Here is a 22,557-nt window from a genome sequence, read left to right as displayed (position 1 = left end):
GATGAGGGCAGGGTCAGGCCTCGATCCCGGCCTTCTGGCAGATCACCTGCCATTCTTCCGGTGTGACCGGCTGCACCGACAGACGGGAATTTTTGACCAGCACCATCTCGGCCAATCTTTCGTCGCCCTTGATCTCATCCAGCGTGACCGGCGTTTTCACCGGCATGACCGCTTTGATGTCGACACAGTCCCAGCGATCATCATCGGTGGTGCTGTCAGGATGCGCCTCGGCGCAGACTTCAACAATGCCGACGACCGATTTTTCCTTCTGCGAATGGTAGAAGAAGCCCCGGTCGCCGATGTTCATCTCGCGCATGAAGTTGCGCGCCTGATAATTGCGCACGCCGTCCCATTCTTCGCCCGCCGCACCTTTGGCGACCTGTTGGTCCCAGCTCCAGGTGGAGGGTTCGGATTTGAACAGCCAGTAGCGCATCAGCCAATCACCTTGTTCCAGTGGATCAGCTCAAAGCTAGCGAAGAGACCGGCCTTGGCATAGGGGTCATTCGCGGCCCAGTCTTCGGCGGCAGCCATATCGGCCACATCCAACACGATGAGCGAGCCACACATCTGTTCGTCCCCATCCAGCAGCGGGCCCGCCTGCGCGACAACGCCGGTTTCTTTCAGATAGGCAATGTGGTTTTCGCGGTTGGCCTTGCGGACCTCCAGCGCACCGGGTTTGTCTTTGGCGATCAGAGCGATAAGCATTCATTCCTCCTTCAGGGGTCTCGACAGCAACCTGTCCATCAGGTCGCGCAATTCATGGTCTCCGTCCAGCAACGCCACAACGGCGGCGGTGATCGGCATATCAATCTGTATGTCATGGGCGCGGGCTCGTACGGCACGAGCGGTGGCCGCGCCTTCCACGGTGATCGAGCCGTCAAACCCTTCGCCACGGCCCAATGACAGGCCAAAACTGTAGTTGCGCGACTGGGCCGAGGTGCAGGTCAGCGTCAGATCACCAAAGCCCGACAGCCCCGCCAGTGTTTCCGGCTGCGCCCCCAGTGCCAGCGACATGCGCTGCATTTCGGCGTAGCCCCGTGTCATGATCGCGGCCCGTGCGCTTTCGCCCAGACCTGCGCCCATGACGGTGCCCGCAGCAATGGCGATGACGTTCTTCAACGCGCCGCCCAGCTCGGCCCCGATGGTGTCTGTGGTGCGGTAGAGCCGCAGGGTTGGTGTTGTCAGCTGTTCCTGCAGATCCTTGCACAGATCGGCATCGGCGCAGGCCAATGTGACGGCTGTGGGCAGTCCCCGTGCAATGTCAGCAGCAAAGCTGGGGCCGGTCAGGATTGCGGGCGTGGCCGAGGGGATCAGTTTCGCCAGCAATGAGGTCGGCCCAAGGCCCGAGGTCAGCTCAACCCCTTTGCAGCAGGCGACCAGTGGGCGGCTTTCTAGCGCCACGCCATGGGCCCCGATCATATCCCGCAGCTTTTGCATCGGGATCGACAGCAGCACGGGGATGCCTGCCGGAATGTCATTGATATCCGCTGTGACCTGCAGCGTGTCGGGGAAGGGCAGGCCGGGCAGGCGGCGGGTGTTTTCTCGGGTTTTGGCCATTTCGGCCACATGTTCGGCGTCGCGCGACCACATCAGCACCTCGGTGCCTTTGGCGGCGATCGAAATGGCCAGCGCCGTGCCAAAGGCGCCAGAACCGCAAACCGCAATCATGCCTTTGCCCCTTTCTTGCCCGATCCCAAGAGGGCTGGAGCTTTCTTGTCCAATGGCCAGCGTGGGCGGGCGGCCAGCGTCATGTCATCGCTGTGCCCGGCGCGAAACCGCTCCATCCCCGCGTAGGCGATCATCGCAGCATTGTCCGTGCACAGCGCCAGTGGTGGTGCGGTGAAGGCGACACCAAATTCCGCGCAGACCTCCTGCAACTGGCTGCGGATGGCTTGGTTCGCGGCCACACCGCCGGCGACGGCGATGGTGGGGGTGGCCGGGTTTTCCGCCAGATAGAGCTGCAGCGCGCGACGGGTCTTTTCGGCCAGCACGTCGGTCACGGCTGCCTGAAACCCCGCCGCCAGATCGCTGCGGTCCTGTTCGGTCAGCCCGCCTTTTGCCGCCACAACCTCATCCCGCGCCCGTAGGATGGCGGTTTTCAGGCCGGAAAAGGACATGTCGCAGCCGGGCCGATCCAGCAGCGGGCGGGGCAGACGCCAGCGTTTCGGATCGCCGGATTTTGCGGCTTGTTCCACCGAAGGTCCACCGGGCTGCGGCAATCCCAGCAGACGGGCGGTTTTGTCAAAAGCTTCCCCCGGCGCATCGTCGATGGTGCCGCCAAGGCGGGTGAATTCCTCTGGTCCATGAGCCAGCAGGAACTGGCAATGCCCGCCAGAGACCAGCAGCATCAGATAGGGATAGGCGGTTTGATCTGTCAGGCGCGGTGTCAGCGCATGGCCCGCCAGATGGTTCACCCCGATCAGTGGTTTGCCCAAGGCAGCCGATAGCCCTTTGGCACACATCACACCGGACAGAACGCCACCGATCAGGCCGGGGCCTGCGGTCACGGCAATGGCGTCGATGGCGTCAAAGCCTAGGCCCGCAGCCGCCATCGCCTGTTTGACCGACACATCCAGTTTTTCGGCATGGGCGCGGGCCGCAATTTCCGGCACAACACCGCCAAAGGCGGCGTGCAGCTCAGTCTGGCCATAAACGGTGGAGGCCAAGATTTCGGGCATCTCCCCTGTTGTGTGACGCACCACAGCCGCAGCGGTGTCATCGCAGCTGCTTTCCAAACCCAAAACTGTCAGCGTGTCGCCCATCCGATCCTATGTCCCAGCCGTTGCAAGAAGATCCCCCCGCAGGTAACACCGCAAGGAGGTTCAAACAATCCCGGCAGGCAAAATGGCACAGCTCCTGTTAACCCGGCCTCAGGAGGCTTCTGATAGATTTGCAGCGCAGCTGACGGCGGCGGGCGTGGATTTGCCGCTGGTGATCGCCCCTTTGCTGCGGATTGATCTTGCTGAGGCGCCTCAGATTGCTGCGGATCAGACGGTGGTTTTCACCTCTCGCTATGGTGTTCTGGCGGCCCCAGCGGGGCAGGGGCGGTTGGCCTATGTGGTGGGATCGGCCACAGGCGCGGCGGCAGAGGCGGCGGGATACCGCGTGCGGCTGGCCGATGGCGACGCGGAGGCGTTGATCCGGCGGATTTTGGCCGACCATCAGGCGGGCGAGGTTGCGGGCCCTCTGGTGCATCTGCGGGGTGCCCATTCCCGTGGGGATCTGGTGGCGCGACTGTCAACATCGGGGCTGAAAACACACGACACTGTGGTTTACGATCAGATCGCGCAGCCGCTGACAGAGGCGGCAAAAACGCTGCTCACGGGCTCAGAACCGGTGATTTTGCCGCTTTTTTCCCCGCGAACAGCGGCGTTATTTATGGAACAAATGGCTGAGGTTGAGGTTGCCGCACCGCTTTTTGTCGCTTTCATCAGCCCTGCCGCCGCTGCGTCATTCGACACGGGGGCTTGCACACGGCATGAGGTTCTGCCCAATCCTCGGGCAGAGGAGATGATTGCCGCAGTGCAGAGACTGATGGCCGCAGCACATCGGCTTGAGGGTGAAATCCCGCAGCGGTAACCTTACATCTGTAGATGTGATTTGATTTTTAAGATTCGAAAGGAAGGCTCAGGTGTCCGATCCCAAGACCTCCCCCGACGGCACGCCCACCAACGCTGACGCTCCTGAAAAGGACGTGATCGAAGATGCGGTTATTCTGGATGAGCCTGAAGAGGCATCAGTGCAGGATGACGCCAATGTGGTGGAAAGCCCTTCCGAAGAGATCTCCGAAGACGCAGCCGCAGAGGCAGCAGAGGAGCCCGTTGACTCTGAGGGCCTGACTGACACGGTAGAGACGGATCCGGAACTGGTGGCGGATGAACCTGCGCCCGTGGCGAACCAAGCCCCCAAGCAACGTGGATTCCTGCCGGTATTCCTTGGCGGTGTTGCGGCGGCTGCGATCGGTGCGGCCGGGGCTTTGGTTTTGTTTCCCAATGGTATCGGCGGGCAGGATGACACGGTGCAGCAACAGATCCTTGCCGATCTCGCCGCCCAGACCCAAGCGACCGAAGCATTGAAAGCTGATCTGACCAACCTGTCGCTGCCGCCGGATCTGACGGCAGAAGTGGCGGCGCTGCGCGATCAGCTTGCCACCGTCACAGATCCGCTGGCGCAGGATGTGGCGACGCACGGTGAACGGATTGAAATGCTGTCAGCTCTGGTTGGTGATCTGGAAAAACGTCCTATTGCCAGCAACCTCGCCCCCGAAGCCATTGCGGCTTATGAACGGGAGCTAAAGGCGTTGCAGGCGGCGATGGCTGAGCAGCGCGCGCAGGTTGAGGCGAAACTGGAAGAGGCCAAACTGCTGGCCGCCGCTGCAGAGGTTGAGGCGAACGCGGCCTCGGCCCGTGATGCGCTGGCGCTTTTGGCGGCTTCGATCGACAACGGCGCCCCCCTGGACGAAGCGCTGAACACGTTGGAGGCAGCGGGCATTGCCGCGCCGGAAGGTCTGAGCGCGGTGGCAGAGGGTGTGCCGACCCTGGCGGCCTTACAGGATGAGTTCCCGTCAGCCGCCCGCGCCGCCCTTGCTGCAGCGCGCAAGGAAACCGGTGACACCGGTGTGGTGAACTTCTTCCGCGACCAATTGGGCGTCCGATCCCTCACCCCGCAGGAGGGTGATAGCGCCGATGCTGTGCTCTCCCGTGCCGAAGCGGCGCTGAAGGATGGCGATTTGTCCACCGTTTTGACGGAAATCACGGCCCTGCCCGAAGGGGCTGCTGCGGCGATGGCGGAATGGCAGGCTAAGGCCGCCTTGCGGGGCGATGCTATGGCCGCATTGTCGGCGTTGCGCCAATCCGTAATGACCAACTGAGGAGGAGAGGCCGATGCTCTGGTCCCTGATTAAGATTGTTGTTTTTGTTCTCCTCGTTGCGGCGGCCGCTGTTGGTGGTGGTGCATTGATGGAAATGGACGGCGGGGTGCGGATCGCGCTGGCCGGAACCGAGATTACGCTGACGCCCTTTGCCACCGTGCTGGGCCTGATGGTGCTGATTGTTGGCCTCTGGCTGTTGTTGAAACTTGCCTCTCTCTCCGTCGCGACTTTGAAGTTCATCAATGGCGATGAGACCGCCCTCAGCCGCTATTTCGACCGCAACCGCGAACGCAAAGGCTATCAAGCCCTGACCGAAGGCATGATGGCGCTGGCCTCTGGCGAGCCACGCGTGGCCATGAGCAAAGCGTCGAAGGCCGAAAAGTTTCTGGGCAAGCCCGAGCTGACCAACCTGCTGACCGCACAGGCGGCGGAAATGGCAGGCGACAGCAAAAAGGCTGAAGAGGTCTACAAGCGCCTGTTGAAAGACGACAGCACCCGTTTTGTGGGTGTGCGTGGGATCATGAAGCAGAAGCTGGCCTCGGGCGAAGAAGAGGTGGCGCGCAAACTGGCTGAGAAGGCGATAGCGCTGAAACCGAAACATGTAGAGGTGCAGGACACGCTGCTTGGCTTGCAAACCAAAGCCGCCGATTGGTCCGGTGCCCGTGAAACCCTGTCGTTGAAGCTGAAACAGGGCACCCTGCCACGGGATGTGCACAAACGCCGTGATGCGGTTCTGGCCCTGTCCGAGGCCAAATCGGTGCCGGAAGAAGATCAGAGCAGCGCCAGCCTGGAAACCGCGGTAGAGGCCAATCGCCTGTCGCCCGATCTGGTGCCCGCCGCCGCCCTCGCCGCTGAAAGCCTGATTGCCAAAGGGCAGGGGCGCAAAGCGGCCAAGTTGTTGAAAAAGACCTGGGAGGCCCAGCCGCACCCCGATCTGGCCGCCGCCTTTGCAGCAATCGCACCTGATGAAACGCCCGCCGCCCGTCTGAAACGGTTCCAACCGCTGTTGCGCCTGCAGCCCGAGCATCGCGAAACCAAGCTGGTGACAGCCGAGTTGCATATCGCCAATGAGGATTTCCCCGCTGCCCGCAAGGCGCTGGGCGATCTGATCGATGAAACCCCCGATAGCCGCGCCCTGACCATCATGGCCGCAGTGGAACGGGGCGAGGGCAGCTCGGACACGGTGGTGAAGGGCTGGCTGGCCCGCGCGCTGAACGCCCCACGGGGTCCACAATGGGTCTGCGGCAACTGCCACAACATCCACAGTGACTGGGCACCTGTCTGTGAAAACTGTCAGGCGTTTGATACGCTCAGCTGGCAGGTCCCGCAGGAAGGCCACAGCGACAGCGCCACCGGTGTGGCCATGCTGCCCTTGATTGTGGGGGCCCTGGAAGACAGCTCTGCCACCCTGCCGGAAGAGGCCATGACCGATGCGCCCGAAGACGCTTCGGATGTCACCGAAGCCGAGATCATCCCCCTGCCCACCGATCACGTCTTGGCTGAGGCCGAGGGCATCGAATCTGACGGAGAAACCGGTGAGGACCCTAGCGGCGACCCAAAGGAAGCCGCCGCAAAATAGGTCTTTTCCAAGATCCGGCGGGGTGCTATAGCCCCGCCACCAAGTGCCTCAATAGCTCAGCTGGTAGAGCAGGTCCTTCGTAAGGACAAGGTCGGGGGTTCGAGTCCCTCTTGAGGCACCACTTCATCATTCAGTTGCATCCGATTTTGACCGATAGTAGCCTGTATTCGCAGGCTTTTTGCTGTGGGTTTGTCCGGTGATGTCCTGCCACGTGAGCTACTTTCTACCCCAAAGTGGGGTACCGATCTGGGGGAGGTGTCATGCGACATCTGGAAGGTACCCCCATGCCGGTCTTGAGCGATGCACGGATTCGGGCTCTTAAGCCTAAGGAGAAGCCCTACAAGCAAGCCGACTTCGACGGTCTCTATCTGCTGATCAAGCCGAATGGATCGAAACTTTGGCGTTTCAAGTACCGCTGGCACCGGAAAGAAAAGCTGCTGGCGCTGGGCAAATATCCGGAAGTAACTTTGGCCGATGCGAGACAAAAACGGGATGAGGCCCGTAGTTTGATCGCAAAGGACGAAGATCCCTCGAGCGTTCGCAAAGATCAGAAAGCCAAGGCGGCAGCCGAGCAATCCGAGACCTTCGCCAAGATTGCCTCAGAACTGCTCGCAAAAAAGCGCATAGAAGGCCGCGCAGAAGCTACACTTACCAAAACCGAATGGTTCCACCGCCTGCTCGGCGCAGATATCGGTCACATGCCCATCTCCCAAATCACAGCACGAGATGTTTTGGTTCCGTTGAAAAAGATCGAGAACAAGGGCAATCACGAAAGTGCCGTTCGTATGCGCTCGGCCGCTGGGGCGGTCTTCCGCTATGCCATCGCGCTGGGCTTGGCCGATAATGACCCGACTTACGGTTTGAAGGATGCCCTGATCCGACCACAGGTCCGTCACCGGGCGGCGATCACCGATCCGGCGCAAGTTGGCGCCCTGTTGCGTGCCATCGATGGCTTCTCAGGACAAACCTCAACCCGCATAGCTTTGCAGCTGCTGTCGCTGACCGCCCTGCGCCCGGGAGAGTTGCGCATGGCTGAGTGGGAAGAGATCGACGAGGCTAAGGCGGTCTGGACGGTTCCTGCCCATCGCGCCAAGATGCGCCGTCCTCACGCGGTGCCCCTGTCGCATCAGGCGCTTGAGTGCGTAAAGCAGCTTCGAGCTCTTACCGGCTGGGGTGCGCTCGTCTTTCCTTCCGTACGCACTTCGAAGCGCTGCATGAGTGACAATACCCTAAACGCCGCCCTGCGCCGCATGGGCTATGGCAAAGAAGAGATGTCTGCGCATGGCTTTCGGGCGATGTTTTCCACGCTGGCCAATGAATCCGGGCGTTGGCATCCGGACGCAATTGAACGCGCCCTTGCTCATGTAGAAAAAAATGAAATCCGCCGCGCTTACGCACGTGGCGAGCATTGGAGCGAACGTGTTGCGTTGGCGCAGTGGTGGGCAGACCATCTGGATACTTTAAAAACCAAAAGGCCGGAACATGACTGATTGCGAACAGATGCCAGCGCGACCAACCGAGCAATTGATGCAGGCCTGGATTCACCAGAGCCAGTGGGCTTTGGAAGAAGCCCTCCTGCTCGCGCTAGGCACCTCACCTGACGCCGATGATGCTTCGGACACGCTACGGTGTCACGAAGCGTTGCTGGCACGTGCGCAACGGTCTGGCGAACGGTTTGGCTCTCCGACTGACTGGCTTTGGTGGGCGGAGCGAAACAACATTCCCTTCCATACAGACTGGTGGTTGGCCATCACCCCAGAAGGGCCAATCGGATATGACGGGCAGCACTTTGCCCATCACCGGCGCGAAATGCTCTCCGAACAGTACCTTCAGCAGGAACGACGGCTCATCGGGAAGTGGGCCCGCAAGCCTTATTGGACCGCGCGGGAAGCAATCGATTTGTCGTTGAACTTTGATCCGTTCACCACAGATGGCTGGCGCGGAGAGGCACCGGAGACCGGCGAAACAATCCGTGAGCGCGAAGACAGGTTCCGAATATTAAAGCGGGCAATGGAGATCGGCGAGAAGTCCCCTGCCAAGGACTATCTGCTCTGGCTAAAACAGCGAGGCTATTACGTGTCTCCAGCCTTGCACCGTGCAGCCGGCTTGTGGCTTGGTGTCAGCTTTGTACGCGCTGGTGCCGCCTGTGAACTCGTCACTGTCAATGGCCAAAAATTTGTTGCATCTCTGGAGGCTCCGTTGACGGATATGCACCCGAAGTTGCAATCCGCTGTTTTGAATTTGGGTGATACTTGGGGGTTTTGTTTTGAGTGTGCCGAGGTTCATGTCATAAAACAGGCCCAATAGGCCAGTGTGGATTTGGTCGGAGCAACAATAGGAACCATCCAAATGGGAATAACAAAAAGCTCCCAAAAAGCAGTGGGAATTCAAACTTTCTTGCTTGACGTGCAGTGCTTTTATTAAAGCGTTGGAGATCGAGGGGATCAAATGAAAGAAGACGCTCGCACCTTTTCAGAGTCTCAGATTCAAGATTCTTGTCTGCATTGGATAGGATATTTCGTTGATGTATGCGATCGAGTTGGTTTCGACGTTAGATCAATTGAACCCAATCCCCTCCTAATTATGAGAGAGGTTCTCTCGAAAAGACGACACCTTTGTGATCTGGATTTGCCTCGTTCAGATTGGGTAAGACAACTTAAGGCGTCTCCTATGTATTTGGATACTGGAGCGGTCGAATTGTTGCCCTTGAGACTGGCCGTGGAGGTTGCAAGTGTACGATTTAAAAATTTGTCTTCTATCGAACAAACGAAAAGTGACATCGAGCACTATGGTGAACTGATAGACATCGCTATGAGTCGATTGGGATATAATATACATACTTATGATGATATTTGGGATTCGTACTATTCAAATTGGGTGAAACACTACCTTGATATGTAAGTTTCTGGAGGCTTGACAGCTTGAAGAAGGAGAGCACCGTATAGTAGATGGACCTTCCCCCACAGACAAAACGGCACATATCAATGAGAGAGTGCCAGTTATCATGGTCAACTGGGACGGAAAGGTCTACGGATATGCTTACTAAATCCATTAAGAAAGCGGTGCGTTTTTCCATAGTTGCCGGTCTATTTTACATTACGTTAGCAACGCTGACAAAGGCCGAGGTTTCCTTTAGTGAAGCAAACAGGGCAAACACACCTCCACCCGGTGAACCAAGTTTTTTTCCGGTTTCTAATTGTCGGCGGATAGAGGAAGGAGACATTTTGAAAGTTGGCTCCCACCTACTTGCGAGGCAAGTTAGAGAAAAACTTAGAAGTTCTTTGTCGGACTACTCTGACTATCCAGATCTAATTTCCCTCGATGACTGTGGCGATTTCTTTGTGGTGTCATCAGTACTTGGACTCACCACCGTGGGTGAACGGATTAGAATGATCTTTCCTAAGACAGATTCATCTATCTCTGGGGAAATTGACGAAGCCAGTGTACTGATATTTTACTCTCGCTGAGGAAAATAAATTTCCATTGGGTCGCCCAAGAAGGAACTTTCCTCACTCGCCGCAAGCCAGGCGGGTGAGTTTAAGGCCAGTAGTTATTGGGCATGAAACCAACACTGGCCCTAATACTTAGTACTTTTTTGGCGGAGGAAGTGCGTTATGTGCTATGAAAATTGGGTTTTGCAGTCTGACCTGAGCCTCAAGCCCCCTCCACCGTGCGGAGAGGCCTTGGGGTTGATTGCTCTAATAGCCAACCTTCCGCCACCCTGGGCTAGAGTTTTCCAAGACTCCACCGAAATGCGGGCCAAGAACGGCAAGAGCTTTCGCAGTTTCTTCTTCCCTCGCACGGAAGCCTTCCAGCAGGTCCTCGGTGATTGGCTGAGCGAACTTGGGACCCTTGGGTTTGCCGAGGATGACGCAGTCTTCCCCAGCTTGGATGATCTGATCCAGCGCGCACCCGGCACCGCCCCGGTGCCTCCCATGCAATCCTCCGCCGCGACAGGCAAAGCCTTCAAGGCCGCAACGGCCCTGATTGATCGCTGCTGCACACCGCACTCTGCACGCGACACACTGGTCTACCTAGGAAACGAACTGACAAGCTCACGTAAAGAAGAAAGGGCCTTCTCCCTCAACCTTGGGCGTGCGAGGCCGCAAGTCAAAGAAACCTACTATGCCAAAATGACGGACGAGCAACGTCGCAGCACGATCGAAGGGCTTTGCGCAAGCACCCATTTTACCGCCAAAGAGCAGTCAATGGTTCTCGACTATTATGAAAGCCGCTTTGAACGTGGCTCCAAAGAATACAACTACGCCAAAAGGCTGGCCGACAGACGCGCCGCAGCGCGCGATGGGGAAGATGTTTTGGAATAGGGGCGGTATCAGTAAAGCAGCATTCTCTTCCCTAGCCCTCGGGAAACGGTCGTACTTTGTTGATGGTTCATTCTAAACAGTGAGGCCGTTTCCGACCCAAGTCGGGTTGCCTCCCCGCTGACTGATTGCAAGCGCGCAGACGCAGTTTTGGGCGGATTGCGGCCCTTCACGCTAATCTGTTCAACGGTAGTATTTTGAGGTGCCCCTAGTTTCCTAGACACCTGCCTTTTCCAGTTTGAGCTGTCTCTCTTCAAAGTCAACGGGCGACAGCATGCCGTTGTTCGTGTGCTTGCGTTTTGGGTTGTAGAACAGCTCGATGTATTCAAAGACATCGCGTCGCGCTTCCTCGTGAGAGCGGTATTTTCGCCGCCTGACTTTCTCCCGCTTCAAGAGCTGAAAGAAACTCTCGGCCACTGCGTTGTCATGGCAGTTGCCTCTGCGGCTCATCGAGTGTTCCAGATTGTGGTCGCGTAGGAAGGCGGCCCATTCTCTGCTTGTGAATTGCACGCCCTGATCAGAGTGGATCAACAAACCTGGGCCGGGCTTGCGTCGCCAAATAGCCATCCATTGCCCGGTAGTGCATTGCGCAGCAATGTCACGAGAGGGAGCAAAGCCTGTACAGCAAGTTCCGAAGTCTGACGCGATTGAACGGCCCAGCCGACCACACGGCGAGAGAACAGGTCGATGATCACACAGAGATACGCAAAACCTTCGTGCGTTCTGAGATAGGTGATATCCGTTACCCAAGCGCGATCCGGGACGTCGACCGTGAACTGGCGATCTAGCGTGTTGTCGACCACGACGGAGGGCTTGCCGCCATACATTCCAGGCTTCTTTTTGTATCCGATCTGCGCCTGAATGCCCGCAAGGCGGGCCAGACGGGCAACGCGGTTCTCAGATACAGCCTCGCCCATGTCGACCAGGTCGTCATAGATTTTGCGGTAGCCGTAAATCTTGCCACTCTCGTTCCAGGCGTCTTTGACCAGCTTGGTTTGACGCTCATCTTCCAGAGCACGATGGCTTAGCGGTTCCTTAACCCATGCATAAAAACCGCTGGGATGGACGCCCAGCATTCGGCACATGGGCCGCGTTTTGAATCGATCCTGATTGGCCGCGATGAAGGCGTACTTCACCTTGCATCCTTCGCGAAGTACGCCGCCGCTTTTTTTAAGATATCCCGCTCCTCCGTAACTCGGACCAACTCCTTCTTGAGCCGTCTAACCTCAGCCTCCTGATCGGTCACGCGTTGCGGCTGCGAGAATTTAGCCATCCACATGTACAGCGACTTGGTGCTGATCCCGAGCCGTTCAGCCACCTCTTTGACCGAATAGCCGCGCTCCGTGACTTGCGCCACCGCGTCGACCTTGAACTCATCCGAGTAGCGAATTTGCCCTGACATTTGCATCGTCCTTTGCTTCCAAAATTACCAAGCAAAGCGTCTACAAATCTAGGGGCACCTCAAAATAGCCATATTGGCTTGGTAGGCAGAAAGGGAACAACAAATGCTCGGAGGCAGCTGTGGCTACAATTTATGGAGCTTTCAGGTCTAATTCGACCATGACATCTGGCCAAACCACTTTTGGCGGGGTGGGCACGAGTTTTGAAATCAATGCATACGGATCGCTTACATAAAGCGACGGAGCAGATGCAACCATCATGGATGGTGATAGCGCTGTCAACGAACAGCCCAATGATCCAACACAGACTTTGGCTGGCAATGCTATTTCTTGGGATTACACGATTGAGGTAACAGACGGTACAAACACGTATGAAATCGGGGTCATAGATTACAATATCAACGGTGATGGTGACTACGATTATCCAACGGCTGAGCAGGGATACTTTTTGGGTTTTATTGGCGGGGTACCGCCATTAAACACGACTCTCACGATCAATGGCATTATTGACAATGGTGTCTCCATTCCCGTCAGCGATTTTGTGCCGTGTTTTGCCGCAGGAACACAGATCAAAACCCCAATGGGCTACAAACTTATTGAGAAGCTGCGTGAAGGAGACCTGATCTCTACTGCTGATGGAGTGGCTAAACCTCTGCGATGGATCGGCAAGCGCCGGATATCGAAAGCCGAGCTTGCAAACAACTCAAAGCTCCGTCCGGTTCGTATAGTGGCTGGAGCTTTGGGGAATGGGCTGCCTAGCCGGGATATCCTTGTCTCAAGGCAGCATAGAATGCTTGTGACATCGCGAATTGCAAAACGAATGTTCGGTGTGTCCAAGGTGCTTGTCTCAGCGATAAAACTTACAGAAATTCCAGGCGTATATATTGATAACTGCGTTGAAACGGTCGAGTATATCCATCTTCTCTTTGACCAGCATGAGATCTTGCTAGCCGAAGAAGCGCCAACAGAGAGCCTTTTTACTGGGCCGGAAGGATTGAAGGCATTGGGCGCCGATGCAAGGAGAGAAATTTTGACTATTTTTCCTGAGCTTGGCGAGCTGGATTATCAGCCCGAACCCGTCTGTTTCATTCCACCAGGTAAACGGCAAAAGAAACTAGTTGAACGTCATCTGCGAAACGAGAAAGCAGTTATTTGCGAGACGCTTTCTTCCTATGCCCTCTGATACGGAGCATGACGAAACTTATCGGGGCTCTTTCGAAGTATATTTAGGTCGTTCAGGCCAAGCCCAGCATGTGTCTGGATGGTCTTAAAACCACCAAGCGGCAGTACGGCAGAGTGTCCACAGCGAAACTGTTTGCGAATTAAGATGACCAGCTGCTGGTGTCGGCCCTGAGCGGTCATTCGTCTGCCCTCTGTGAAGCATCTGCCTTACTGCGGCATAGGCTTCATTTTAGCCAATTTGTTCATGCGAATCTTTAACTCCTTCTCAATGATATTTGCTTCGTAAGGTTTCATTTTCTTCCACCTCACGCATTCCTCCCGTGTTCGGCCACAGCCAAGGCACCAGCCACTGGGCCCAGTAAATTCACAGACATCAATGCAGGGACTTTTACGTTTTTTCATATTTATAAAGTCATCTTTACTTGGCGGGAGGTCAATATTTTCATTTCCAGTGGTTGCTCTCAGAAGTGGCAGCCCAAAGCGGACCTGGTCGGTCAGCAACTGGGGGGTAGAAAGCGAATTACCGCTGCACTAACGCCCGACGGCTGCTGTGCGGGACACTGCCGACATTTGAGCAATGTCCGCTTCGGGGTCTAGCATTTTGTCTTTAGGCACTCATAGACGCCACCAAAGGGAGGGTCTTGGACAGTCCTTCGGCTGTCTCCAGCGCGCCTTCAAGGAAGCCGCCATAGCTGTGGGCGGTCTCCGTGGAGCCGAAGTAGAGGCCCTGCTGCGCCAACGGACGTAATTCGTGCGGCAAGCCATAGCTTGGGTGGCGGCTGACGGGACGTTGGTCTTGCGCGCGGGCGATCTCGGGAACGGTCGCCCAGTCTTGCAGGATCAAGTCGCGCGGGTTGCCCATCTCGGGGCCAAACAGCGCAACGAGTTGCTCCTGGGCAAGCTTCATCACCTCGTCCCGATGAACCTCTCTGGCATCCGCGGGCACGCCCACAAAACCAAACAGTGCGTAAGGCCCACCGTTCATTGGCGAGGCGTCGTGGATTTCGAACATCGGCCCGCAGTGGCTCATCGCGTCGCCAGAGAGGCCAGCGTTGCGCCAGTGCGGCTCGTCATAGACGGCAACAATTTTCGCCTGACCCGCCATCCATGTGGGGACATTCTTGAGCGATTGAAGTTGCGCGGCATCCAGTGCGGGCTCGAACGTCACGTTGTCCGCAACCACGCGTGGCGGAACAGCCAGAATGATCTGACGTGCCTTAATGGTTGTCGCTGACCCATCTTGGATGACGGTCGCAGTTATACCGTCCGAGCCATGGGCAACCGTGTCGAGCCTGGCGTTCGTGAGGATCTTGTTTTCATCCAACGAATTGGCCAGCCCATCAATCAAAGCGCCCATCCCGCCGTCCAAGCGGTACGACCCTTGCATCGAGGCATATCCCCGCCCGCGTTGAACGGCACCTGTTTGGTCCTGATACATCAGATCGCCGGTTGAGAACTGCTCGAAGACGGGGATGTTGAACCGCCGGGAAAGTGCGGCCATGCGCGGTTGGCCAGGCCAAAACCAGGCTGGGCCAAGATCGAACCGGCCACCCGCGATGTCTTTGGTCATGATCCGACCTCCCAAGCGTTCCTGCGCCTCTACAAGCAAGAAGTCAGTGCCCTGCTGGGCCAAGTGATCCGCCAGAGCGAGGCCTGACAGGCCGCCGCCCACTATGAGAATGTCTGTTTGCATCAGAATGCCTCCCCCATAGGTCTGAGATCCAGCTCATGGGTCCAAGTAGATTTCGGTTGGTTGGCGAGGTCCAGATAGACCTGCGCGATGTCTTCAGGTTTCATCATCCGGGCGGGGTCCATGCCATGCAGGTCTCGGCTGGCTTCGGTGTCGACAATCCCGTCCAGGATCACATGTGCCACGTGGATGCCCTTCGGCCCGTATTCCCGCGCCAATGATTGTGTCAGCGCCCGAAGCGCGGCCTTTGCAGCAGCGAACGCCGCAAAGTTCTTGCCCCCGCGCAAGCTGGCCGTCGCGCCCGAGACGATGAATGTTCCGCCGCCGGTTTCGACCATGCCGGGCAACACGCCCTTGGCAAGGTTCACCGCCGAAAGAACCATCGATCGCCAGATTGCTTCGAAGTCGTCAACCGAGGTGTTCTCAAAGTCAGAAATCACCAACTTGGCTGTGTTATGAACCACCAGCTTGGGCGCGCCGTGGGTGCCGTTCAGATCGAGCAATTTGCGCGCGGTGAGATGAGCGTTCGCGAGATCCACAGCTAGGATCGTCTCCTTGGCGCCGTTGGGCACCGTACGGTTCAGCCCAATAGCGATGTAGCCATTGTCATTGAAGCTTGAGACCAAGGTTCGGCCAAGCCCTGCCCCGGCCCCCGCGACAATCGCGGGGGATGCGCTTTGAGCAGCCATGTCGTTTCCTCCGGTTAAGTGGGCGCGGTTGGTGCCTCGGCCAGATGGTCAGATTTGATCCAGAGGCGTGCACCTTCCGGACCTGCGATTGCGTTCAAGGGCATACCCGCGGGAAGCCTCAGCCAAGAGTTCTTCGCAAACTCTTCGCCACTTTCGACAAATGTGCCCTCTATCACCAGCGCCTCGAACCCCTTGTGGTCGTTGTCCGCAATGGAGGCATTGGCGTCCCACACCTCAATGCGCACGCGCTCGCGAGCATCTTGAAACAGCGAGATTTCGGCCACGCCGTCGCGGACGGGCTGCGGCGTCTCGGCCATCGAGTCGATGGTCACTTGATTGCGGTCGTCCATGTTGAACTGCCAGAGTTTGACAAAAATCGTGGCGCCTGGGGCCGAACTGGGGGTATGCGACGATGTCGGCGGGTTGCGCACATAGGTGCCAACGGGGAAATCGCCATGTTCGTCCTGAAAGACGCCATCGAGCACCAGATACTCCTCACCGCCTGTGTGGGTGTGAGCAGAGAAGGCGCTGCCGGGCGCGTAACGCACGATCGTGGTGGCCCGTGCGACCTCGTCGCCCATCCGGTCCAGCATCCGACGGTCCACCCCTTTCATCGGCGAGGCGACCCAGGGCTCTTGATCTGAATGCACGACGGCGCGTTCGTCAAAATTTGCGTTGAGTTCCATATCTGTCACCTTTCTCAAAGGTTGATTTTCATGCCTACAGCGATGGGCACCACCCGCTCGCCATAGGACAGTTCAAGGGCGTTCGTTGCCCGCCAGCCGGTGCAATGCCCCGGCAGAATAAGGTCGATGTCAAACTGTTCAAAGTCCGCGACAGTTTCTTCGATGATCCGCTCATTGAGGCACCGGGGCGGCATTTGTTACCGCCCCGATGGGGTGTCGTTTATGCCGCCAAACGCGCTTTGAGCGCTTCGGCGAGCGGCGGTGCAGAGGCAGGGCTCTGACCGGTCATCAACGCGCCGTCCTCGACAACGTTGGCCTCCCAGTTGGCCTTGCTGATATAGTTGGCACCGCGGCCCTTCAGCTCGTCCTCAAGCGAGAACAGCAGGTGATGCAGAAGCTCGATCTCGCTGTCCTCGGCGTTCTTAAAGCCAGTCAGATCGACGCCATTGACCAAGTACTCGCCGTTCGAGAGCTTGATGTCGCGCAGGATGGCGGGCGCGTGACAGACCATCGCCACGGGCCGGTCGCTTTCGTAGAAGTCCCGGATCATCTTGATCGCGTAGCTGTCGCTCGCCAGATCCCAGATCAGTCCATAGCCGCCCGGCACAAAGAGCGCGTCGAAGGTCGAGTAGTCGATCTCGCGCAGCTTACGAGTGTTCTGAGCCGCGAACATCGCCACAGGATCATTGAAGAAGCGTTCGGTGTATTCCGTCGTGAAGGGGGCTTTCATCGAGAGCAGATCAATCGGCGCCGCGCCGCCCTCGGGCGAGGCAAAGACGACCTCATATCCAGCTTCGGTCAGGATGTAGTAGGGCGCCGCCAGTTCGGTGAACCAGGTGCCGGTCTGCTTACCCGAAATGCCCATCTCGTCGACCGACGACATCACAAGCAGCACGCGCTTTTGTTGGTTTCCAGTAGCCATTGTCAGAGTTCCTTTCTGCATCTACCTATCGGTTGGTAGGTATTGAATTAGAGATTGCCCCTGCTTCTGTCAACGGATATCTATCAATCGATAGGTAAATGAGTGTAGACCCATGACAATGAGAGAGAAAATTCTTGAGGCCGCCGAGAAGCGTGTGCGAGGCGTGGGCTTTGCCGAGATGAGTTTCCGTGATCTGGCTAGAGACGTGGGAATCAAAAGCGCAAGCGTGCACTACCACTTTCCGACCAAGCCAGACCTCGGTGAGGCCCTCGTCACGCGTTACGCGGAGCAGTTTAAAGAAGAACTCGACAGGATCGACCAAATCGAGCTGGGCGCGGCGCTGGACGCTTTCGTGGGGCTCTATTCAAAGGCGCTTGTGTTGGGTGAGTCCATTTGCCTTTGCGCCGTAATGGGCGCCGAGGCCATTGGACTGCCGGAAAATGTGAACGCACGTACAAAAGCGTTCTTTGAAATGAACAAGGCGTGGCTGGAAACGCTGCTGACCGAACACGGCGTCGAACATGCTGCTGAAACCGCTAACCTGATCGTTGCCGCCCTTGAAGGCGGCATGATCGTGGCTTCGACGTCAAAAAATCGAGCGATCTTCGAGCAAGTTGCAGAAGCAGCCATTCGCCGCGTTGCAAATTAGGGCCCAGTTGGGCTCTAAGCCGCCATGCGGCAGTTCGGCGGCGGGTCCGCAGCGAAACTGCGTGCGAACCAAGGTTGTCAACTGCTGGCGCCAGCCCAAAGCGGACACGCTGATCTTGGCGGCCTAAATTCCGCCAAGCGGACATAACCGACTTTTGCTGCAAGCACACCAACGGCAATTATGCGCGCTTTTTGACAAACAACCGGTTGGCGGCAAGCTTTACAGAAGAATACAGCGCGTACCATCGTTCAGTTTAGATTTCGTGGCATGCCAATTCCTCGCTATGCTTAGCCCGATCGAGATCCCCTTAGAAAAGCAGCTGCCATGAACCTAACCGACCAAGAAGCTAATCTGATCTTCTCAATCATGAGAGACCTGAGTGGTGAGTTCGATCACTCTGAGGTCCGGAGACGTGTTGGTCAGAAGATGCTGGAGCTGCTCAGGGCGGATTACTTTGCCTCCTACGTCTGGGATGATGCCACGCAGAAATTCGTGTCCTGTGTGCAGATCAACATGACCGATGACAATCTGCGCCAGTATGAAAGGTATTTCCAATTCCACGACCCCATTACCCCAACACTTCAGAACCGTCGTAAGGCAACACCTGTCAGTGAGGTGATGCGGCACGACAGTTTGGTGAAGACCGAGTTCTTCAACGATTTCCTGAAACAGGACGGTCTGTGTTATGGCATGAACTTCTTTGCCTATGACCGGGGTGACAACATTGGCGATCTGCGGATATGGCGCGGAGCGAACCGGGAGGATTTCACGCCGCGTGACGCCAAGATCGTAGACGCCGTTGGCCCAAGCCTTGTCAACGCTTTGATCAGGGCACGAAGTGCGGCCGAACAACTACCATCACTCCGATTTGTACAGATCGCGGATGGGCTAGGCTTTACAGCTAGAGAAGCCGAAGTCGCTGATCTTCTAGTTCTCGGGCTGACCGATGATGAAATTTGCGAAAAGCTCGGGTTTTCCAAGCCGACATTGCGAAGCCATATTGCCGCGATATTCCGTAAGTCAGGTTTGAACCGCCGCACCCAACTGGCCCAATACCTGGCCGAGAAAAATCATCATTTGTGATGATAGGAATCTAATCCCGGTGCTTCCTATCCTGTTTCCCAGTCACATGGGAGGCAAGGATGACGCTGGATTTGGAGCAATTGGATGCAACGGCGGCGGTAGAGGCGTTCAAGGACGGATCGGTCGCACCGGCTGCATATGCAGAAGCGTTGGCAGGTCGAGCGGCAGAGTATTCGAATCTGAATGCCTTGCAAAGTTTCGATCCAGAGTATCTGATCCGTACGGCAACAGAAGCGTTCCAGGCACACCCTGAGGCTCCTCTGTCGGGCCTTCCCCTCGTGGCCAAAGACAACATCAACACCACGAATTACCCAACCTCCGGCGGGACAAAGGCCCTGCTGGATCATACGCCCACAAACGACGCGAGTGTCGTAAAGCGGATCATTCATGCCGGTGGCTTCATCGGGGCCAAGTCTAGAATGCACGAACTGGCCTTCGGGATTACCTCAAACAACGCAATCACGGGTGCGGTTCGAAACCCGCACGATTCAAACATGATTCCTGGTGGATCGTCCGGGGGAACCGCCGCAGCGGTCGCGGCAGGTATATTCCCGGCTGGCCTGGGCACCGATACAGGCGGGTCATGTCGTATCCCTGCGGCGTTGTGCGGCGTGATCGGGTTCCGCCCGACAACCGGGCGGTATGCGGGTGATGGTGTCGTGCCGATTTCGCATACCCGTGACACCGTTGGCCCTCTGGCCCGAAGCGTTCGTGACATTGCACTTTTCGATGGTGTTCTTTCCGGTGACACATCCGCCGTTGCGGAGGCGAAACTCGCAGAGTTTACAATCGGCGTCCCAAGGCAGATGTTTTATGAAGACCTCGATCCGGTTGTGGCTCAAGCTGTTGAGACGCAATTGTCGTCCTTGTCGTCCCAAGGGGCAAAGCTTGTCGAGGTTAGTTTCGAACCGATCTGGCCCCACAACGAAGCCTTCAGTTTTCCAGTCGTCTTCTACGAGGTCATGCGTGACCTCCCTGCCTATCTGGCCAAACATGCCGCCGACGTGACGTTCGAGGCACTGGTGGCAGGCATCGGGTCACCCGATGTTGCCGGTGCCATCGACAGCCAGTTGGGCGATGATGCGATGCCCGAAGCGGCCTACCGGGCCGCCATGGACATTCACCGCCCCGAGATGCGCAGGATTTACGGGAAGGTTTTCGAGGATCACGGGATTGATGCGATTGTCTTCCCGACAACACCTCTGCCTGCAAGGCCCATCGGCGGTGACGAAACGGTCGATCTGAACGGTGAGCAAGCTCCAACCTTCCCCACATACATCCGCAATACCGATCTGGGGTCGAATGTCGGAGCGCCGGGAATTTCACTGCCGTGCCCTGTCACGTCTGATCTGCCCGTCGGCATCGAATTTGACGCTCTGCCAGGACAAGACCGATCACTGCTGGCCCTTGCCGGGGCAGCGGAAAAAGCAATGACGCAATAGACGCCAAAACCACCAAAGGGAGAGCTATCATGATGAAGAAAACTGCAACCCTATTGTCCAGTGTCGTATTGACGATGGCCTTGGGAACGATGTCCGTCTCGGCCGACACCAAGATCGGCGTCTTGGTCCCGGACTCCGGGCCTGCGGGTCTGTTCGGGCCATCTACACGAAACTCTGCGGTGCTGGCTGCGAAACAGATCAATGCCAATGGAGGCATTAACGGTGAACAGATCGAATTGGTCTTTGCTGATGTCGGCGTTCCCCCGGCGGAAGCCGCTCAGGCAGCATTACGCCTTTGGAAGGGACAGGGTGCCGAAGCCTTTGTCGGCATGCACGATTCAGCCGTGCGTGAAGCCCTGATAGGTCGCTTCAATGGCGAGGTTCCCTATGTCTATACTCCAGTATACGAGGGGAACTCCTGTGCCGACGGGCTCTACATCACCGGCGAAACACCCAGCCAACAGCTTGAGCCGGTCATCCCCTTCCTGGCCGAAAAAGAAGGCGTGTCCAAATGGTATCTGATCGGCCATGACTATAACTGGCCGCGTGATACTAATGCTCTGGCAAAGGGCTTTATTGCCGATGCGGGTGGCGAAGTTGTCGGTGAAGAATACGTGCCGTTCACTGTCGGTGAGTTTGATTCATCGCTTCAGCGTATCAAGGAGAGTGGGGCCGACGCCGTGTTGGTGACCCTTGTCGGCGGCGGCTCGGTTGGGTTCAATGTCAGCTTCGCTGGCTTTGGCCTTGATGATCAGGCGATCCGCCTTGGAACCTTGATCGAAGAAAACACACTTGCAGGCATCGGGGCCGACAACGCAAATCGGCTCTACTCGTCCTCGGGCTACTTCTCATCTATCGAGACTGACGCAGCGGCGTCATTTGCCGCAGACTACTCGGCAGCCTTTGGCTCTGATGCACCGGCTCTCAACGGCTTGGGTCAGTCTGCGTATGAAGGTTTGATGTTGCTGGCAGCATTGACAAACAAAGCTGGTAGCCTCGATGTAGCCGCCATGGATGCTGCCGCAGAGGGCACCACATGGAGCACGCCGAGGGGTGACAATACGTTGATGGGTCGTCACATGGCTCAGACAATCTATCTTGCCGATGGCAGCGGTGGAGCATTCAACGTTGTCGCATCATTTGACAACGTGCCTTCCTCCGAAGCTTGCTCGAACTGATCTCCCGCCCATGTCGTCTGTTCTTCTTCTGAACCTGGCCTGGCAGATCAGCACCCTTGCACTGGTCGCCCTGGGGCTTGCCATTGTGTTCGGCAAACTGCGGATCATGAACATGGCGCATGGGGAATTTGTGATGATCGGGGCTTATGCTCCGGTCATCACATCAATGCTTGGTTTGCCCGGTTGGTTGCAACTGCCCGTGTGCTTGGTGACGGTGGGGCCGGTGGCCTTTGTTTTAGAGCGCACCATCATTCGTCACCTCTATGGCCGGATGTTCGACAGCCTCCTGGCCACTTGGGGTATTGCAATTCTTTTGCGTGAAATCGTTGAGTTGATCTTTGGTCGTGGCTATCAATCCGTTAGCCCCCCAATAGCTGGGACAGTCTGTGTTTTTGGGGCGGATTACCCGGCCTACCGTATCGCCGTGATCATCGGCATCTTGCTTGGGTTCATTGGGCTATACTGGTGGAACACCAGATCGAAAACCGGCACTCGTATCAAAGCCATGGTCGGCAATCCGAACCTGGCCGAGGCTATCGGGATCAACACGGCTCGTCTCTCTGCTGGGGCCTTTGTCTTTGGCTGCTGCACCGCTGGGCTTGCCGGGTTGATACTGGCCCCTACAGTTCGGATCGAGCCGATGATGGGACTCGACTATCTGATCCGGTCTTTTTTTGCCCTTGTCGTCGGTGGGCTTGGCAGTCTCGAAGGGCTCGGAATCGGCTCCGGCATTATCGCTGGAACCCAAACGTTCCTCGGTGCTGTGGCCAGCCAGACCTACGGGTATCTGGCGGTCCTCACCCTCTCAACCCTCTTTTTGTGGCTAAAACCAAATGGCGTCCGCTCTTCTTCCCGCTAGTCTGCT

Annotated in this window: 22 protein-coding genes, 1 tRNA gene and 1 pseudogene; 13 read left to right on the top strand and 11 right to left on the bottom strand. The window is 57.1% G+C overall.

The window, feature by feature from the left end; translation table 11 throughout:
* Positions 1–13: 13 nt before the first annotated feature.
* The 4 genes from SIC14_RS05505 to tsaD are packed head-to-tail and all read right to left on the bottom strand — an operon-like array spanning position 14 to position 2,762.
* Entirely contained in the window at positions 14–433 is a 420-nt protein-coding gene (locus tag SIC14_RS05505) for an EVE domain-containing protein (protein ID WP_412564822.1), read from the bottom strand.
* On the bottom strand, positions 433–705 hold the full coding sequence (locus SIC14_RS05500) for a YciI family protein (protein ID WP_412564821.1): 273 nt from the start codon (positions 703–705) through the stop codon (positions 433–435). The genes SIC14_RS05505 and SIC14_RS05500 overlap by 1 nt, the downstream gene beginning before the upstream one ends.
* Complete coding sequence (locus SIC14_RS05495; protein ID WP_412564820.1) at positions 706–1,668, bottom strand: NAD(P)H-dependent glycerol-3-phosphate dehydrogenase; 963 nt, start codon at positions 1,666–1,668, stop codon at positions 706–708.
* Positions 1,665–2,762 carry a tRNA (adenosine(37)-N6)-threonylcarbamoyltransferase complex transferase subunit TsaD gene (gene tsaD / locus SIC14_RS05490; protein ID WP_412564819.1) on the bottom strand — a complete coding sequence of 366 codons (1,098 nt, stop codon included), beginning with the start codon at positions 2,760–2,762 and terminating at the stop codon, positions 1,665–1,667. The genes SIC14_RS05495 and tsaD overlap by 4 nt, the downstream gene beginning before the upstream one ends.
* A gap of 82 nt (positions 2,763–2,844) precedes the next feature.
* Here tsaD and SIC14_RS05485 point away from each other — a divergent pair, with 82 nt between their 5' ends.
* The 7 genes from SIC14_RS05485 (at position 2,845) to SIC14_RS05455 (ending at position 10,774) form a co-directional block, all read left to right on the top strand.
* Positions 2,845–3,579 carry a uroporphyrinogen-III synthase gene (locus SIC14_RS05485; RefSeq protein WP_412564818.1) on the top strand — a complete coding sequence of 245 codons (735 nt, stop codon included), beginning with the start codon at positions 2,845–2,847 and terminating at the stop codon, positions 3,577–3,579.
* A 52-nt stretch (positions 3,580–3,631) separates the two neighbouring features.
* A complete protein-coding gene (locus tag SIC14_RS05480; RefSeq protein ID WP_412564817.1) occupies positions 3,632–4,870 on the top strand; it encodes a COG4223 family protein in 1,239 nt (412 codons plus the stop codon).
* Positions 4,871–4,883: 13 nt separating this feature from the next.
* Positions 4,884–6,449, top strand: coding sequence for a heme biosynthesis protein HemY (locus tag SIC14_RS05475; protein ID WP_412564816.1), 1,566 nt, complete (start codon positions 4,884–4,886; stop codon positions 6,447–6,449).
* A 45-nt stretch (positions 6,450–6,494) separates the two neighbouring features.
* A tRNA-Thr gene (locus SIC14_RS05470) sits at positions 6,495–6,570 on the top strand.
* Between the two features lie 139 nt (positions 6,571–6,709).
* A complete protein-coding gene (locus SIC14_RS05465; protein WP_412563537.1) occupies positions 6,710–7,939 on the top strand; it encodes a tyrosine-type recombinase/integrase in 1,230 nt (409 codons plus the stop codon).
* Positions 7,932–8,756, top strand: a complete 825-nt coding sequence (locus SIC14_RS05460; protein ID WP_412564815.1) for a hypothetical protein — start codon at positions 7,932–7,934, stop codon at positions 8,754–8,756. Before SIC14_RS05465 ends, SIC14_RS05460 begins: the two co-directional genes overlap by 8 nt.
* 1,445 nt (positions 8,757–10,201) lie before the next feature.
* Positions 10,202–10,774, top strand: a complete 573-nt coding sequence (locus SIC14_RS05455; protein WP_412564814.1) for a hypothetical protein — start codon at positions 10,202–10,204, stop codon at positions 10,772–10,774.
* Between the two features lie 213 nt (positions 10,775–10,987).
* Here the strand turns inward: SIC14_RS05455 and SIC14_RS05450 are convergent.
* A pseudogene (locus tag SIC14_RS05450) lies at positions 10,988–12,173 on the bottom strand (IS3 family transposase).
* A gap of 257 nt (positions 12,174–12,430) precedes the next feature.
* Here SIC14_RS05450 and SIC14_RS05445 point away from each other — a divergent pair.
* The gene (locus SIC14_RS05445) at positions 12,431–13,354 is read left to right on the top strand and encodes a Hint domain-containing protein (RefSeq protein WP_412564813.1); all 924 of its coding nucleotides are present in this window, start codon (positions 12,431–12,433) and stop codon (positions 13,352–13,354) included.
* A gap of 206 nt (positions 13,355–13,560) precedes the next feature.
* Here SIC14_RS05445 and SIC14_RS05440 read toward each other — a convergent pair whose 3' ends face one another.
* The 6 genes from SIC14_RS05440 to SIC14_RS05415 all read right to left on the bottom strand — a co-directional run bounded on the left by SIC14_RS05440 (position 13,561) and on the right by SIC14_RS05415 (position 17,301).
* On the bottom strand, positions 13,561–13,755 hold the full coding sequence (locus SIC14_RS05440; RefSeq protein WP_412564812.1) for a DUF1289 domain-containing protein: 195 nt from the start codon (positions 13,753–13,755) through the stop codon (positions 13,561–13,563).
* A gap of 205 nt (positions 13,756–13,960) precedes the next feature.
* The gene (locus SIC14_RS05435; protein WP_412564811.1) at positions 13,961–15,046 is read right to left on the bottom strand and encodes a flavin monoamine oxidase family protein; all 1,086 of its coding nucleotides are present in this window, start codon (positions 15,044–15,046) and stop codon (positions 13,961–13,963) included.
* Positions 15,046–15,732, bottom strand: a complete 687-nt coding sequence (locus SIC14_RS05430) for an SDR family oxidoreductase (RefSeq protein WP_412564810.1) — start codon at positions 15,730–15,732, stop codon at positions 15,046–15,048. The genes SIC14_RS05435 and SIC14_RS05430 overlap by 1 nt, the downstream gene beginning before the upstream one ends.
* A 14-nt stretch (positions 15,733–15,746) precedes the next feature.
* The gene (locus SIC14_RS05425; RefSeq protein WP_412564809.1) at positions 15,747–16,418 is read right to left on the bottom strand and encodes a cupin domain-containing protein; all 672 of its coding nucleotides are present in this window, start codon (positions 16,416–16,418) and stop codon (positions 15,747–15,749) included.
* A gap of 14 nt (positions 16,419–16,432) precedes the next feature.
* A complete protein-coding gene (locus SIC14_RS05420) occupies positions 16,433–16,612 on the bottom strand; it encodes a hypothetical protein (RefSeq protein ID WP_412564808.1) in 180 nt (59 codons plus the stop codon).
* Positions 16,613–16,638: 26 nt separating this feature from the next.
* Positions 16,639–17,301 carry a type 1 glutamine amidotransferase domain-containing protein gene (locus SIC14_RS05415; RefSeq protein ID WP_412564807.1) on the bottom strand — a complete coding sequence of 221 codons (663 nt, stop codon included), beginning with the start codon at positions 17,299–17,301 and terminating at the stop codon, positions 16,639–16,641.
* 151 nt (positions 17,302–17,452) lie between these two features.
* Between SIC14_RS05415 and SIC14_RS05410 the strand changes: the two genes are divergently transcribed.
* The 5 genes from SIC14_RS05410 to SIC14_RS05390 all read left to right on the top strand — a co-directional run bounded on the left by SIC14_RS05410 (position 17,453) and on the right by SIC14_RS05390 (position 22,551).
* The gene (locus SIC14_RS05410; RefSeq protein WP_412564806.1) at positions 17,453–17,989 is read left to right on the top strand and encodes a TetR/AcrR family transcriptional regulator; all 537 of its coding nucleotides are present in this window, start codon (positions 17,453–17,455) and stop codon (positions 17,987–17,989) included.
* 324 nt (positions 17,990–18,313) lie between these two features.
* Positions 18,314–19,072: a helix-turn-helix transcriptional regulator gene (locus tag SIC14_RS05405; RefSeq protein WP_412564805.1), complete on the top strand. Its 759-nt coding sequence runs from the start codon at positions 18,314–18,316 to the stop codon at positions 19,070–19,072.
* Between the two features lie 59 nt (positions 19,073–19,131).
* Positions 19,132–20,514 (top strand): indoleacetamide hydrolase, encoded by a 1,383-nt coding sequence (gene iaaH / locus SIC14_RS05400; protein ID WP_412564804.1) that lies wholly within the window; start codon positions 19,132–19,134, stop codon positions 20,512–20,514.
* 29 nt (positions 20,515–20,543) lie between these two features.
* Positions 20,544–21,692 (top strand): substrate-binding domain-containing protein, encoded by a 1,149-nt coding sequence (locus SIC14_RS05395; RefSeq protein ID WP_412564803.1) that lies wholly within the window; start codon positions 20,544–20,546, stop codon positions 21,690–21,692.
* On the top strand, positions 21,643–22,551 hold the full coding sequence (locus SIC14_RS05390) for a branched-chain amino acid ABC transporter permease (RefSeq protein WP_412564802.1): 909 nt from the start codon (positions 21,643–21,645) through the stop codon (positions 22,549–22,551). The genes SIC14_RS05395 and SIC14_RS05390 overlap by 50 nt, the downstream gene beginning before the upstream one ends.
* Positions 22,552–22,557 lie beyond the last annotated feature (6 nt).

The organism is Thalassobius sp. MITS945101, from assembly GCF_047123305.1.
Classification (GTDB): Bacteria; Pseudomonadota; Alphaproteobacteria; order Rhodobacterales; family Rhodobacteraceae; genus Thalassobius.
The sequence above is the reverse complement of the archived record's forward strand: the minus strand, read 5'-3'. Positions and strand labels throughout refer to the sequence as shown.

What these genes read in the sequence shown, in the direction of transcription:
- SIC14_RS05460 (WP_412564815.1), top strand. Translation starts at nt 7,932, where the DNA reads ATGACTGATTGCGAACAGATGCCAGCGCGACCAACCGAGCAATTGATG.
- SIC14_RS05455 (WP_412564814.1), top strand. Translation starts at nt 10,202, where the DNA reads ATGCGGGCCAAGAACGGCAAGAGCTTTCGCAGTTTCTTCTTCCCTCGC.
- SIC14_RS05420 (WP_412564808.1), bottom strand. Translation starts at nt 16,612, where the DNA reads ATGCCGCCCCGGTGCCTCAATGAGCGGATCATCGAAGAAACTGTCGCG.
- SIC14_RS05435 (WP_412564811.1), bottom strand. Translation starts at nt 15,046, where the DNA reads ATGCAAACAGACATTCTCATAGTGGGCGGCGGCCTGTCAGGCCTCGCT.
- SIC14_RS05405 (WP_412564805.1), top strand. Translation starts at nt 18,314, where the DNA reads ATGAACCTAACCGACCAAGAAGCTAATCTGATCTTCTCAATCATGAGA.
- SIC14_RS05415 (WP_412564807.1), bottom strand. Translation starts at nt 17,301, where the DNA reads ATGTCGTCGGTCGACGAGATGGGCATTTCGGGTAAGCAGACCGGCACC.
- tsaD (WP_412564819.1), bottom strand. Translation starts at nt 2,762, where the DNA reads ATGGGCGACACGCTGACAGTTTTGGGTTTGGAAAGCAGCTGCGATGAC.
- SIC14_RS05395 (WP_412564803.1), top strand. Translation starts at nt 20,544, where the DNA reads ATGATGAAGAAAACTGCAACCCTATTGTCCAGTGTCGTATTGACGATG.
- SIC14_RS05505 (WP_412564822.1), bottom strand. Translation starts at nt 433, where the DNA reads ATGCGCTACTGGCTGTTCAAATCCGAACCCTCCACCTGGAGCTGGGAC.
- SIC14_RS05500 (WP_412564821.1), bottom strand. Translation starts at nt 705, where the DNA reads ATGCTTATCGCTCTGATCGCCAAAGACAAACCCGGTGCGCTGGAGGTC.
- SIC14_RS05440 (WP_412564812.1), bottom strand. Translation starts at nt 13,755, where the DNA reads ATGAAAAAACGTAAAAGTCCCTGCATTGATGTCTGTGAATTTACTGGG.
- iaaH (WP_412564804.1), top strand. Translation starts at nt 19,132, where the DNA reads ATGACGCTGGATTTGGAGCAATTGGATGCAACGGCGGCGGTAGAGGCG.
- SIC14_RS05425 (WP_412564809.1), bottom strand. Translation starts at nt 16,418, where the DNA reads ATGGAACTCAACGCAAATTTTGACGAACGCGCCGTCGTGCATTCAGAT.
- SIC14_RS05430 (WP_412564810.1), bottom strand. Translation starts at nt 15,732, where the DNA reads ATGGCTGCTCAAAGCGCATCCCCCGCGATTGTCGCGGGGGCCGGGGCA.
- SIC14_RS05410 (WP_412564806.1), top strand. Translation starts at nt 17,453, where the DNA reads ATGACAATGAGAGAGAAAATTCTTGAGGCCGCCGAGAAGCGTGTGCGA.
- SIC14_RS05445 (WP_412564813.1), top strand. Translation starts at nt 12,431, where the DNA reads ATGGATGGTGATAGCGCTGTCAACGAACAGCCCAATGATCCAACACAG.
- SIC14_RS05465 (WP_412563537.1), top strand. Translation starts at nt 6,710, where the DNA reads ATGCGACATCTGGAAGGTACCCCCATGCCGGTCTTGAGCGATGCACGG.
- SIC14_RS05495 (WP_412564820.1), bottom strand. Translation starts at nt 1,668, where the DNA reads ATGATTGCGGTTTGCGGTTCTGGCGCCTTTGGCACGGCGCTGGCCATT.
- SIC14_RS05475 (WP_412564816.1), top strand. Translation starts at nt 4,884, where the DNA reads ATGCTCTGGTCCCTGATTAAGATTGTTGTTTTTGTTCTCCTCGTTGCG.
- SIC14_RS05485 (WP_412564818.1), top strand. Translation starts at nt 2,845, where the DNA reads ATGGCACAGCTCCTGTTAACCCGGCCTCAGGAGGCTTCTGATAGATTT.